At 70.4% G+C, this 12844-nt stretch carries 8 protein-coding genes; 5 read left to right on the top strand and 3 right to left on the bottom strand.

Going from position 1 to position 12844, the window contains the following annotated elements:
* Window positions 1–59: 59 nt before the first annotated feature.
* The 4 genes from D7X30_RS23465 (at window position 60) to D7X30_RS23450 (ending at window position 7943) form a co-directional block, all read left to right on the top strand.
* A complete protein-coding gene (locus D7X30_RS23465) occupies window positions 60–2615 on the top strand; it encodes a LamG domain-containing protein (protein WP_233591736.1) in 2556 nt (851 codons plus the stop codon).
* 88 nt (window positions 2616–2703) lie between these two features.
* Window positions 2704–4173, top strand: a complete 1470-nt coding sequence (locus tag D7X30_RS23460; RefSeq protein ID WP_120565167.1) for a hypothetical protein — start codon at window positions 2704–2706, stop codon at window positions 4171–4173.
* Between the two features lie 91 nt (window positions 4174–4264).
* Window positions 4265–6199: a hypothetical protein gene (locus D7X30_RS23455; RefSeq protein ID WP_120565166.1), complete on the top strand. Its 1935-nt coding sequence runs from the start codon at window positions 4265–4267 to the stop codon at window positions 6197–6199.
* A 4-nt stretch (window positions 6200–6203) separates the two neighbouring features.
* Window positions 6204–7943, top strand: coding sequence for an Hsp70 family protein (locus D7X30_RS23450; RefSeq protein WP_120565165.1), 1740 nt, complete (start codon window positions 6204–6206; stop codon window positions 7941–7943).
* Between the two features lie 3 nt (window positions 7944–7946).
* On the opposite strand, the gene D7X30_RS23445 is transcribed toward D7X30_RS23450, so the two are convergent.
* Together D7X30_RS23445 and D7X30_RS23440 are read right to left on the bottom strand one after the other, a co-directional pair.
* A complete protein-coding gene (locus tag D7X30_RS23445) occupies window positions 7947–9182 on the bottom strand; it encodes an acetyl-CoA C-acetyltransferase (RefSeq protein WP_120565164.1) in 1236 nt (411 codons plus the stop codon).
* Between the two features lie 140 nt (window positions 9183–9322).
* Window positions 9323–9772, bottom strand: a complete 450-nt coding sequence (locus D7X30_RS23440) for an OsmC family protein (protein WP_233591735.1) — start codon at window positions 9770–9772, stop codon at window positions 9323–9325.
* A gap of 183 nt (window positions 9773–9955) precedes the next feature.
* Here D7X30_RS23440 and D7X30_RS23435 point away from each other — a divergent pair, with 183 nt between their 5' ends.
* A complete protein-coding gene (locus D7X30_RS23435; RefSeq protein ID WP_233591734.1) occupies window positions 9956–11305 on the top strand; it encodes an MFS transporter in 1350 nt (449 codons plus the stop codon).
* Window positions 11306–11310: 5 nt separating this feature from the next.
* Here D7X30_RS23435 and D7X30_RS23430 read toward each other — a convergent pair whose 3' ends face one another.
* Window positions 11311–12843 (bottom strand): FHA domain-containing protein, encoded by a 1533-nt coding sequence (locus D7X30_RS23430; RefSeq protein ID WP_120565162.1) that lies wholly within the window; start codon window positions 12841–12843, stop codon window positions 11311–11313.
* Between the last annotated feature and the right edge of the window lies 1 nt (window position 12844).

The following is a 12844-nucleotide window of genomic DNA, read 5'->3' as shown; positions in this document are numbered from 1 at the left end:
CACTTAGACCAGGGAGGGTAAAATGGCTTAACCTTATTTCCATGAAAAAGTTACTTAGTTTGACTTTGGGCGCGGCGCTCGCGGGCCTGCCCGGTGCTGTGCTCGCGGAAGGCCGGCCGTCGCTGGTGAACACGCGCATCGGGACGCCGTTCGGGTCGAACGGGCACTCGTCCACGGTGGACGGACGCATCTTCGTGGGCAACATCGGCGAGGACCACGCGACCACGACGACCACGTGGATTGCCCGCGTGTTCCGGCCGGAGGCGGTGACGTACGACACGGCTGGTAAACCGTCGTTCGCGGGGACCTTCTCCGCTGGGAAGACGGTGACCGTGCGCAACGGGGAGAACGCGCTGGCGTTCTGCTTCACCAACCCCGCCCAGCCCTACGCGCTGTCGAGCGGCGTCGCGGTGTACCAGCCGTACATCTTCGACTCGATGATGTTCAACGGGGACAACGTCTTCCGGCGGCGCACCACGGACATCCGTGTGTCCCAGCCCTTCACCACGGCAGCGGACATTGCGTCGTTCACCACCGGCCCGCTGGAGACGCTGCGCACCGTCACCGGCGCCACGATTCGCGGCATCGAGCCCACGATGACGTCCGACGGCCGGCTGCTCATCTGGCAGGGCGCGCCCGCGAACACCGGCGGCATAGACCACATGATGTACGCGTACAACCCCACGCCGTGCGCGGCCACGGGCTGGAGCAACCCGCGTCCGCTGTCGATGATGTTCAACGACACGAACGCGGGCGTGAAGCGCTACCCGCTGGCGTGGAAGCGGCTGAAGGCGGCCACGGGCGAGGACTTCGGCGACACCACTTCCGGCGCGCTCGTGCGCGGCGCCTACGCGTGGGTGGACCACGAGGGCCGCAACCTCGTCTACATCGCCGTCACGTACACGGACGGCGCGCGGCGCGAGGCGGTGAGCCTGGTGGGCGCGGACACGAACTGGACCGCGTACCACATCGATGGGGCCATCAACACGGACCGCATGGACATCGCGCACCTCTTCTATTCGGGGCCCATGTGGAACTTCGAGCAGGAGCGCCTGCCCTCTCAGAGCTTCCCACCCGGGCAGAGCAACGCCGCGCACTACCTGCCCGTGACCAAGACACACGACGTGCTGGCCCTCTTCGGCAGCAACACCGCCGACTACAACGAAGTGGACCTGGGCGAGTTGATGGACCCCTTCCTCCTGCTCTTCCTGCCCATGAACGAGTTGGTCACGCGCGCGGGCGCGTATGACCTGACGCGCACGCCGGACCTGTCCGGCCGCTTCTTCACGGGTACGCTGGTGGGAGGCGCCTCCATCTCACCGGGCAACGCGCTGACGCGCTCGTCGCCGGACTCGCTGTGGCAGCCGCACGGCAAGGGCAAGGCGCTGGTGGTGTCCGGTGGGAGCGCGCTCGCGGTGAACCTGGCGGATCCGTCGAACACGGTGCCCGGCGTGGGCGCGTTCGTCCGTGGCCTGTCGGTGGAGTTCGCGGTGCGACCGGACGCGGACATCCAGCAGGGGTGCACCACTGGCAATCCCTACCGCTACCTGATGCACAAGTCCGGCGGGCTGGACATCATCTACGAGGCCAGCAACCAGGTGCAGTTCTCCCTGGTCGTCAACGGTCAGCGCGTGCGGCTGGGCGGCGGCCCGGTGCTGCCGGTGGGGCAGTGGAGCCACCTGGCCTATACGTGGGACGGCACCACCGGCGTCTTCCAGGAGTACCTCAACGGCGTGCCCACGAACCGCGCGCTGCCCGTCGCGCCGGGGACGGCCCGGCTGGGCACGGGGACGCTCTACATCGGCGCGGGTTCGAACCTGGACACGCAGCGCTGCCCGGCGAACGGCGAAGGGTCGTTCCGGGGCGCCATCGACGAGGTGCGCATCTTCACGCATGCGCGCTCCAACCGGAGCATCTGCATGACCGCGCACGGTGCCAACTGCCGCGAGGAGGCCATCCAGCACACGCCCTCCGCGGGCCAGTTCGTGATGAGCGCCCAGGCGCCCGCGTGCAACGGCACCAGCGCGCTGAACTCGGCGGCGTGCCTGTCCGCGATGCACCGGGCCTGCGCGCAGCGGGGCGCGGGCGACGCGCTGGCGAACACGTCCAACACCTGGGACACCATCATGCAGCTCGTCAGCAACCGTCCGCCCATCTCGCTGGCGGGCGTGCCGGTGGCGTCCACTGCCACGGACCTGACGGTGGCGTGCGCGCCCATCCAGCACGAAAGCGTGGCCGTGACGTTCGAGGAGCTGGCGCGCATCCACGCGGGCTGCACCGACGAGCGCGGCGTGACGAGCACCCACTGCACCGCGGCGGCGCACCGCTTCTGCAACAGCCAGGGCTGGACGACGGGGCAGGTGTTCGAGGTCACGTCCCGGCCGTGGGTGGGCTGCTTCAACTCCGGGCTCCGGACGGACGTGGAGAAGTCCGTGCTGGGGCCGGTGTCCAACCTGGGCGACTACACCGCCCCGGGCTCGCGCCTGGAGGTGAGCCAGTGGTGCCGCACGCAGGGCTACGGGGCTGGCGTCGTGCAGGAGATTCCCAGCGCCACCAAGGCCCACGTGCACTGCTTCCAGCCGGCTGTGACGGCGCAGTGGCGGTACCTGCCGTAAGGCATTGCATGGCCTGACGGCCTCCGGGGTTGTGGGCCTGGGGGCTCGGGTGCCATCAGGTTCCTCGCACGCTATCGTGCGGGCCCACATGGACTTTGACGAGGCGCTCCGCGAGTTGGGCGTGGACGCGGACCCCGGGGATGAGACGGTCCGCCGCGCGTACCTGCGCAAGCTGAAGACGCGCAAGCCGGAGTCGGACCCGGAGGGCTTCGCCCGCCTGCGCGAGGCCTACGAGGCCGTGCTGGCCATCCGCGAGGGGCGTGCGGCGCCGCGCACCCGCGCGGAGCCACTCGCATCTCCGGTGCGGACCGCCGAGTCGTCCGGCGCGAGCGAAACTGACGCCGAGCCCCAGGACGTGCTGGAGCGCTTCCGTGCGGAGTTCCGGGGGCTGCCCGCGGACGCTCCACCGGATGCGCCCGTGGAGGTGGCTCGCCGCGCGGTGGATGCCCTGCCGGATGAGGAGGAACCCTGGCATTGGTTGACCAGCGCCCTGCTTGCCGGGAAGAGACTCCCGGAGGCTGTCGCCGCCTATCGCGCCGCGTATCGGAAAGGCCACCTCGTCTTCCTGGCGGAACTCGTGCAGGACTTTGCCCAGGAGTTGGTGGACGAGGACATCCACGTCCTGGGGCGCGTGGCACCCGTCCACTATCTCTGGGAGTTGGTGGAGCAGCTGCTCCAGGGAGGGGCCCCGGCGCATGCCGCGCGTTGCCTGCTGGATGCGCTCGGACGCACGGGGGAGAGGCTCGCAGGGGCTCCACCCCCGACCATCTGGTTCGCGCAGACGGTGCTCAGACTGCACGCTCAGTCCCGATCCGACCTCGCCGTGGAGGTCACCCGGCACTACGCGGCGTGGCTCCGGGTGAAGGTCATCGCGGAGGGCATCGGTCATCCAGAGACCGCATCACTCTGGCGGAGGGCGGAACAGCTCAACGCGCTGCCCCGCGATTTCAGCCCGGACCTGCGAATCCTCCTCGCCAACGCGGCGCTCGGCGATGACCTGGATTCCGTGCGAGCGGCCTACCGGCAACTGCTGGCGCAGGCGCCCGAGAAGACCCGGGGAGCGGCTGACGTCGTCAGCAGGCAGGCCCCGGACCTGAGCTCGCTTCTGGGGCTGCCCACGCGGCCCGTGCACGAGCCGGACTCCAGCGGGTCCGGGGAGATTGCCCTCGGGACCGTGAAAGGTTGGTTGCAGCTCGTGTTCAGCGTGCTGGCCACGGTCCTGCTGTCATACCTCCTCCTTTTTCGCGCCTCGTCCTCCAGCACCCGGGAACGTACGGTCGTGACCGAGGCGAGGATCGCGGCGGAGGAGTTCTGTCTGCATTTACCGGGGGAACAACAGTCGTTCCGGTGCTTCCAGTTGCATCGGATGGTCGACCAGGCCATCGCGAAGCAGTGTCCCCGCGTGCACCCCGAGTGGGCCACCGTGAAGGTGCAGCTCGCCGCGTGGGCCGCGGCCCGGAATCCTGGCGGGGATTCAAAGGTGGCGGCGGAGCTGGAGCGCATGAAGAGCTACCAGGAGGACTTCGAACGCTCCCTGGGGAGGCTGTGCCCGCCGTGACGCCCTGATGCTTGCAGGAACGACCTTCTTCCCCGTCCATCCCGGGGGCGCGAGAGGCGCTCGCGGGCTTTGGGATATCGTCGGCGCCCGCATGGATTTCCAGGAAGCGCTCCGGGAGTTGGACGTGGAAGCCGACCCCGGTGGCGACGTCGTCCGCCGCGCGTACCTGCGCAAGTTGAAGACGCGCAAGCCGGAGATGGACCCGGAGGGCTTCGCCCGCCTGCGTGAAGCGTATGAGACGGTGCTCGCGCACCGTGAGGGCCGCGAGGGTCCACGCACCCAGGCGGCCCCACTGGAGGCCGCCGCGGACAATGCGCCCTCGGCGGAGCCTCCTCTGGATGAGCTGGAGAGCTTCCTCGCTGAGCTCCGGGCGCTCACCCCGGTGGATGCGGCCCGGCGCGCGGTGGAGGCCCGGCCGGATGCCGCCGAGCCTCGGCGATGGCTGGTGGATGCGCTGCTCGAGGCGAACCGCATCCCAGAGGCCATGGCCGCGTACCGCGACGCGTACCGGCAAGGGCACACCGAGTTCCTCGTGGAACTGGCGGAGTGCTTCCCCACCTTTCTGGAGGACGCGGAGCTCCCGCTGCTGGCGCAGGCGGTGTCGCACCGCTTCCTGTGGAGGTTGGCGGGCCAGTTGCTCCGGTACAAGAAGGCAGTGCTCGCGTCGAAGGTGGGGCTGGCCGCCTCCGAACGGATGGGGAAGAACCCCGAGAGTCCGCCTCCGCCGGCCGACTGGTTCATGCACTTCGTGTTGCGGTTGCATCAGCATGTCCAACCCGGTCCGGCGCGGGCGCTGGCGCGGCGCTACGTGACCTGCATGGACGTCGAGCGCCTGCGGGAAGCCTTCGCGTCCCAGGACGTGGTCCGGATCTGGCCGCTGGTGGAGGAGTTGGGGGCGCTGCCGGATTCCTTCAGTGGCACGATGCGCAGGGTGCTTGCGGAGGTCGTGCTCGACGGGCACAAGTCGTTCGCGGAGTCATCGTTCAAGGCCCTGGCGAAGGTGCGGCCCGAGGAGGCCGCCAACGCGGTCCACCTGCTGCGCGAGCATGCGCCTCGCCTGTACCAGATGATGGATTGCCCCGCGCCGCCCGAACCGAAGACGCAGCGGCAGGTCCCCCGTCGTGCAAAGGCTCCCAGGCCCGCGCCCGCGCCCGCGCCCGCGCCCGTGCCCAAGGTCGCGGCATGGAGTCAGCCGCCCGCTCATCAGGACCCGCCGCTGGTGGCGGAGTTGAAGGCGTTGCCGGATTCCTTCAGCGGCACGCTGCGCAGGATCCTTCGGGAGGTCGTGCGCGACGGGAACGTGGGGTACGCGCGGTCCTCGTTCAATGCCCTGGCGAAGGCGCGGCCCGAGGAGGCCTCCAACGCGGTCCACCTGCTGCGCCAGCATGCACCTGGCCTGTACCAACTGCTGGATTGCCCAGCACCGCCCGAACCGAAGACGCAGCGGCGTGTCCCTCGTCGTGCGAAGGCTTCCGGCCCCGCGACCAGGGCCGCGGAGGCGCGGCACGGAGCAGGAACCGTGCACGGCAAGGGGCCGGGCTCCGCCAGGCCGAAGGGGGAGCACGCTGCTCCGTCGGCTGCTGCCGCCTCGCGAGTTCCGATAGATCCCCTGCTGGCGAGGCCCTCCCGTGACTTCATGATGGCGTTGCGCGTGCTGGGCGTCGTGACGCTGCTCGTGGCGGTCCTGGTCGTCCACAACACCCGCTCCGGTCCTGACGGCGGCGGACGCGTGCCTGGGGACGCGCGGATAGAAGCCGCCCAGCGGCAGGCGGACGTGCTCTGTGCGCGCTTCTCCGGCCCTGAGCGCTACAGGAGTTGCAACCACCTCCAGTCGCTGGTGGTGCTGGGAACCGCGCGCAACTGCCAGAAGCTCTACGCCGAGCACATCGCGTTGAGAATTCAGCTGGGAACTCAGCTCATCGTCTCCGGCGCGAAAGACGACCCGACGCTGCGGGACCGCCAGCGCCAGATGGACGAGGCCTTCGCGGCCTTCGAGCAGGCGCTGGTGAACCTCTGTCAGGAGTGAACCGATGAGCGGTGGTCCGGGCCACAAACCCATCCTGGGCATCGACCTGGGGACGACGTACTCGCTGGTGGCGGTGCTGCGCGATGGCTGCCCCACCGTGCTGCCCAACGCGCTGGGCGAAATCCTCACGCCCAGCGCGGTGAGCCTCAACGCCGCGGGCGAGGTGCTGGTGGGCGCGGCGGCGAAGGCGCAGGCCGTGCTGGACCCGGCCTCTGGCGCGGTGGCCTTCAAGCGCGACATGGGCACGGACCGCCCGCGCATCATCGGCGGGCGGAGCTTCTCACCGCAGGAGCTGTCCGCGCTGGTGCTCGGCTCGCTGAAGCGGGACGCGGAGGCCGCGCTGGGCATGGCCATCGAGGAGGCGGTGGTGACCGTGCCCGCCTACTTCGGGGACCTCCAGCGGCAGGCCACCCGCGACGCGGGCGCCATCGCGGGCCTGAAGGTCGAGCGCATCATCAACGAGCCCACCGCCGCGGCGCTGGCCTACGGCCTCCACGAGCGCGACCGCGAGATGCGCGTGGCGGTGCTCGACCTGGGCGGCGGCACGTTCGACGTGACGGTGCTGGAGATCATCGAAGGCGTCATCGAAATCCAGTCCTCCGCCGGAGACGCGCGGCTGGGAGGCGAGGACTTCGACACCGCGCTGGCGCGCCACGTGGCGCACCTGTTCCGCGAGAAGCAGGGCGTGGACCTGGAGGAGCACGCCGCCGCGTGGTCCCGCCTGCGCGACGCCTGCGAGGCCGCCAAGCGCCGGCTGTCCACCTCCGAGCGCACGCGCGTGGTGCTGCCGGAGCTGCCGCTGGAGACCGGCCGCCGGCTGACGCTGGACCTGGAGCTCACCCGGGACGACGCGGAGCGCGCGTGGGCCCCCGTGCTGGAGCGTGTGCGAGGCCCCATCCGGCAGGCGCTGCGGGACGCATCGCTCCAGGCAAAGGACGTGGATGAGGTGCTGCTGGTGGGCGGCTCCACCCGCATGTCGTGCGTGGCGGCGATGAGCGCGGAGCTGTTCGGCCGGCTGCCCCTGCGCAAGCTGCCGCCGGATGAAGCCGTGGCCCTGGGCGCGTCGGTGCAGGCCGCGATGAAGGGTGGAGACCGCGCGGTGGAGGACCTGATCGTCACCGACGTGGCCCCCTTCTCGCTGGGTGTCGCCGCCATGGCGCAGGCGGGCCGGCAACACATCACCGGCGTCTTCAGCCCCATCCTGGAGCGCGGCACCGTCATCCCCACCAGCCGCGTGGAGCGCTACTACACCAGCAGCGACTTCCAGCGGGAGATCAACCTGGAGGTCTACCAGGGCGAACACGCCCGCTGTGAAGACAACGTCAAGCTGGGCGAGTACCGCTTCAAGGGACTGCCGCCCGCGCCCGCGAGCGAGCAGGCCGTGGACGTGCGCTTCACCTACGACCTCAACGGCATCCTGGAGGTGGAGGTGACGGTGGTGGCCACCGGACGCAAGGAGGCCTTCGTCATCGAGCAGCGCCCCGGCCGCCTCACGCCGGCGCAGATTGAAGAGGCGCGGCAGCGGATGGCCGCGCTCAAGCTGCACCCGCGCGACGCGCTCCCCAACACCACGGCGCTCGCGCGGGCGGATGCGCTGTTCGTCCAGCTCACCGGCACGCCGCGCGAGGAGCTCTCGGCCGTCATCACCGCCTTCCGACTGGCGCTGGAGGCCCAGGAGCCCGGGCGCATCGCGGACGTGCGCGAGCGCCTCAACGCGATGGTGCGCGCCTACAGGGAGCGTTGAGCGCTACACGCGCTCGATGATGGTGGCGATGCCCTGGCCGCCGCCGATGCACATGGTGATGAGCGCCGTCTGCTTGCCCGTGCGCTCCAGTTCATCCAGGGCGGTGCCCAGGAGCATCGCGCCGGTGGCGCCCAGCGGGTGGCCCAGCGCGATGGAGCCGCCATTGACGTTCACCCGGTCCGGGTCGATGCCCAGCGCGCGCGTCGTCTGGAGGACCACGCCCGCGAAGGCCTCGTTGATCTCCCACAGGTCAATGTCCCCGGCCTTCATGCCGGCCATGCGCAGGGCCTTCTCGCTCACGGGCGCGGGGGCGGTGAGCATGATGAGCGGCTCGGTGCCCAGCGTCGCCATGGCGCGGATGCGGGCGCGGGGCTTGAGCCCTTTCTCCTTCGCGTAGCGCTCGGACGCCAGCGCCACCACGGCGGCCCCGTCCACGATGCCGCTGGAGTTGCCCGCGGTGTGCACGTGCTGGATGCGCTTCGCCTGCGGGTACGCGGCCAGGGCGATGCCGTCCAGCGTCTCGCCGTTCGGGCCCACGGCAGTCTCACCCATGGCGACGAACGCGGGCTTGAGCGCGGCCAGGCCCTGCGCGGTGGTGTCCGGGCGAGGGTACTCGTCGCGCTCCAGCAGCACGGCGCCGGTGGCCGGGTCCTTCACCGCGAAGAGGGCCTTGGCGAAGCGGTCCTCCTCGATGGCGCGGGCCGCCTGGCGCTGCGAGCGCAGGGCCCACGCGTCCACGTCCTCGCGGGTGATGCCCTCCAGCGTCGCGATGAGGTCCGCGCTGATGCCCTGGGGCACCTGGTAGACGCGCTCGCGCAGCCGCACGTTGCCGCCATCCTGGCCGCCGCCGTCCGCGCCCAGCGACAGGTGCGACATGCTCTCCACGCCGCCCGTCACCACGAAGTCCATGGCGCCGGAGGCGACCCCCATGGCGCCGAAGTTCACCGCCTGGAGCCCGGAGCCGCAGAAGCGGTTGAGCGACACGGCGGACACGTCCTGCGGCCACCCCGCCGCGAGCACCGCGTTGCGAGCGATGTTCGCGCCCTGCTCATTCACCTGCGACACGCACCCCGCGATGACGTCGCCCACCTCCCGCGCATCCCAGCCGCCGCGCCGCTGGAGCGCGTTGAGCGCCTGGGCGAGCAGCTCCTGCGGATGCAGTCCCGTCAGGGCCCCCTTGCCCATCTTCCCGCGCCCACGCGGGGTCCGGACGGCGTCGATGATGTAGCTGGCGGTCATGTGCGGCTCCTTTGATTTCGTTCGTAATATTATATGCGTAATTCATAAGTCAAGGCGACCTGGGGTGGGAACGCACGACGGGCCCGGCGCCTGTTGTTGGCACCGGGCCCGCGGTGGGGATGGAGCGTGGGAAGGCGGACCTATGCGGCGGGCTGCATGGAGAGGTGGATGGGGGTGGCGTGGGCCAGGTTGTCGCTGACGGGGCAGCGCGTCTCCACCTCGCGCAGCAACCGGGCCAGCTGCTCCTGGGTGACGTCGCCCTTCACGTGGATGGTGGCGGTGAGGGACTGGTATCCAGCGCGCACGTCCCGGTTGGTGCCGGCGAACTTCGAGGGGTCCAGGGAGCCCTTCACGGTGATTTCGGTGCCGGTGACGGGGATGCCCAGCTCGCGGGCGATGAAGAAGGTCATGTAGTTCAAGCAGCCCGCATGCGCCGCGAGGATGAAGTCGAGCGGGCTGGGCGCGCCGTTCTGGCCTCCCAACTCCACGGGCTCGTCCATGAAGATCTTGAACGCCTGCGCCTCCGTGGTGCTGCGGGCCATGCTCTCCCCCACGGTGCGGACCTGTCCGGTGTACAGCGGCTGTGCCATGACGTTGGCCTCCTGCACTTCATACGGAGGCAGGCCGCTGGATGGGTCGGCTGCGCAGTGTTGATGACCTGGAAGTCCACGGCGTCCGGGGCAGACAGCGCGGCAGGAGGCTCGCTACAAGGCCTGGAGCGTCCCGACCTCCCCGGGCGCGCGGGGGCACACCTTGGGGAGTCGGCGGGTGCCTTGACGCCTCCACAGCGGCTGGTCCTGGGAATCGCCGTGCTCGCCTCGCTCGTCACGTTCCTGGACGGGGCGATCATCAACGTCGCGCTGCCCGCGATGGTGCGGGACCTGGGCGGTGGGCTCAGCCTCCAGCAGTGGGTGGTGGATGCCTACCTCATCACGCTGGGCTCGCTGATGCTGGCCGCGGGCTCGCTGTCGGATGTGTTCGGGCGCAAGCGCATCCTGCGGCTGGGGCTGTTGGGCTTCGGGGCCACGTCGCTCCTGTGCGCGGTGGCTCCGACGGGCCCGGTGCTCATCCTCGCGCGTGCGCTGCAGGGGGCCACGGGCGCGCTCCTGGTGCCGGGCTCGCTGGCGCTCATCCTGTCCTTCTTCTCCGGCCCCGAGCAGGCGAGGGCCATTGGCGCGTGGACCGGCTGGACGGGTGGGGCGTTCATCGCGGGACCGTTGGTCGGCGGGCTGCTGGTGGACACGGTGGGCTGGCGTTGGATCTTCGCCATCAACGTGCTGCCCATCGGGTTGACGCTGGCGCTGCTCGCACGCATGGAGGAGCCCACCCGCCCGGAGGGCGCGCGCATCGACGTGCTGGGCGCAGTGCTCGCGTGTCTGGGATTGGGCGGTCCGGTCTACGCGCTGATTGAACAGGGGACGGTGGGCTGGACGCATCCCACGGTGCTGGTGTCGCTGGGCGTGGGCGTGCCGGCGTTCATCGCGTTCCTCTGGCAGGAGCGGCGGTCGCCGCACCCGATGATGCCCCTGGGCCTCTTCCGGGCGCGGAACTTCTGGGTGGGCAACCTGGCCACGACGTTCATCTATGGGGCGCTGGCGTTGAGCGAGTTCCTCATCACGCTGTTCCTCCAGCAGGTGGGAGGCTTTCGCGCGACGCTGGCGGGGCTGTCGCTGTTGCCGACGACGATCATCATGTTGCTGCTGTCGTCGACGTTCGGTGGGCTCGCGGGCAAGTTCGGGCCGCGCCTGTTCATGGCGGTGGGGCCGTGTGTCGCGGGCGCCGGGTTCCTGCTCATGCTTCGCGTTGGCATGCCGCTGGACTTCTGGACGCAGATGCTGCCGGGCGTGCTGGTGTTCGGGCTGGGGCTGACGACGACGGTGGCGCCGTTGACGGCGGCGGTGCTCGGGTCCGTGCACAAGGCGCAGGCGGGCATCGGCTCGGCCATCAACAACGCCATCGCCCGGGTCGCGGGGCTCATCGCCATCGCGTTCGCGGGGCTCATCGTGGGCCCGCGACTGGACGTCGCGGGCTTCCACCGGGCGATGCTCGTCTCCGCCGTACTGCTGGTGCTGGGCGGAGTCACCTCCGCCCTGGGCATCCGCGATCCCCCGCGGAAGGCCTGAGCGCGTCAGTCTTCAGCAGGCTGGAGGGAGAAGTACACGGCTTCGGTCCCCAGGTTGAAGGTGTCCCCGTCCGCGATCTTCTGGCGCTTGATGCGCTGGTGGTTGATCCAGGTCCCGTTGGATGAGCCCAGGTCCTCGATGACGTAGTCCGCGCCATCGCGCACGACGGCGGCGTGCTCGCGGGAGACCCTGCCGGACTTCACGACGAGGCTGCACTGCGGGCCGCGTCCCAGCGTGAAGCGCTCCACGTCCACGCGCGTGGCGGGACCGTCCGGGCTCAGCCGCACGAACAGGTCCATGCGCGCGGGGGCCCGGGCGGCGGGGGCGGGCTTGCGGGCCCGGTTGGAGTCCGGGGGCGCGTCGTCCTCGGGCGCGGAGGGCCGGAGTACACGGCCCTGCCTGCGGGCGGCGGGGGCCTTCGCGGCCGGAGGCGCCACGAAGGGCATGTCCTGTTCCTCGGGTTCGTTGGAGCCCGAGTCCTGCTCTTCGTCCTCGGCGGACTCCTCGTCGTCCTCGCTGGAGGAGGCGGCCTGCGCAGCAGGCTCACCGGCCGCGTCGTCTTCCTCGGTGCCCGTGGCCTCCTCTCCCGTCCTGGCCTCTTCGGGCTCGGAGTCGTCGGCCTCGTTGGCGCCGGGGAGTTCCTCGGAGCCGATCGCCGCTGCGATGTCGGCCGCGGCTGCGTCGTCCTCCTCGGAGGACTGCGACCCGTCCTCGTCGTCCGAGCCCTGGTCCGTGGCGGCCGCCGCCTCGGAGGCATCCTCGTCGTCCGAATCCTCCTCCGCCGCTTCGGCGGCGTCGGAATCGTCGTCGTCCGAGTCCTCTTCCGCGGACTTCTCGTCGTCCGAAGATTCGTCGTCGGACTCCTCTTCGTCCGAGGATTCGTCGTCGGACTCCTCTTCGTCCGAGGATTCGTCAGCCGCTTCGTCGTCGGACTCCTCTTCGTCCGAGGATTCGTCAGCCGCTTCGTCGTCGGACTCCTCGTCGTCCGAGTCCTCGTCGGAGTCGGATTCTTCCTCCTCGTCCGCCTCCTCCTCGTCGTCGGATGCCACCGGCACGTCGCGGGGCTGCGCGACCGCATCCACCGCCGCGAGCACCTCCTGCATGCGTGCCCGCGCGTGAGCGGCTTCGTCCACGGAGGACTGTGCCTTCGCGGGTTCGGACACCGCCGCGGCCGGAGTGGCAGCCACGGGCTCCTTCGCGGGGACAGCGGCAGGCGCGGGGACAGCGGCAGGCGCGGGGACAGCGGCAGGCGCGGGGACAGCGGCGGGCGTGGGGACGACGGCCGCTGCGGGGACAGCGACCGCCGCCGGACGCACCACGGGCTCCGGGGCACGAACCGCCGGAGCCCGCACGGGCTCACCCGCGCCCATTACCCCGAGCGCCACGGGCGTAGGCGATACGTACCCGTTCTGTCTCGCGAGCAGGAACAGCGCCTGGGCCACCAGGGCATTCCGGTCCACGCCCAGGTCGTGGCTCATCTGCTCCAGCGCCCGCCACAGGGGCTCCGCGACCTCGATGGTTTCACGAATCCGATTCATG

Source organism: Corallococcus sp. AB011P (assembly GCF_003611605.1).
Lineage (GTDB): Bacteria > Myxococcota > Myxococcia > Myxococcales > Myxococcaceae > Corallococcus > Corallococcus coralloides.
This window is presented reverse-complemented; position numbering and strand designations above follow the sequence as displayed.

Bases quoted from the DNA above. Each gene is read 5' to 3' on its own strand.
- D7X30_RS23460 (WP_120565167.1), top strand. From the start codon at position 2,704: ATGGACTTTGACGAGGCGCTCCGCGAGTTGGGCGTGGACGCGGACCCC.
- D7X30_RS23455 (WP_120565166.1), top strand. From the start codon at position 4,265: ATGGATTTCCAGGAAGCGCTCCGGGAGTTGGACGTGGAAGCCGACCCC.
- D7X30_RS23450 (WP_120565165.1), top strand. From the start codon at position 6,204: ATGAGCGGTGGTCCGGGCCACAAACCCATCCTGGGCATCGACCTGGGG.
- D7X30_RS23445 (WP_120565164.1), bottom strand. From the start codon at position 9,182: ATGACCGCCAGCTACATCATCGACGCCGTCCGGACCCCGCGTGGGCGC.
- D7X30_RS23440 (WP_233591735.1), bottom strand. From the start codon at position 9,772: ATGGCACAGCCGCTGTACACCGGACAGGTCCGCACCGTGGGGGAGAGC.
- D7X30_RS23430 (WP_120565162.1), bottom strand. From the start codon at position 12,843: ATGAATCGGATTCGTGAAACCATCGAGGTCGCGGAGCCCCTGTGGCGG.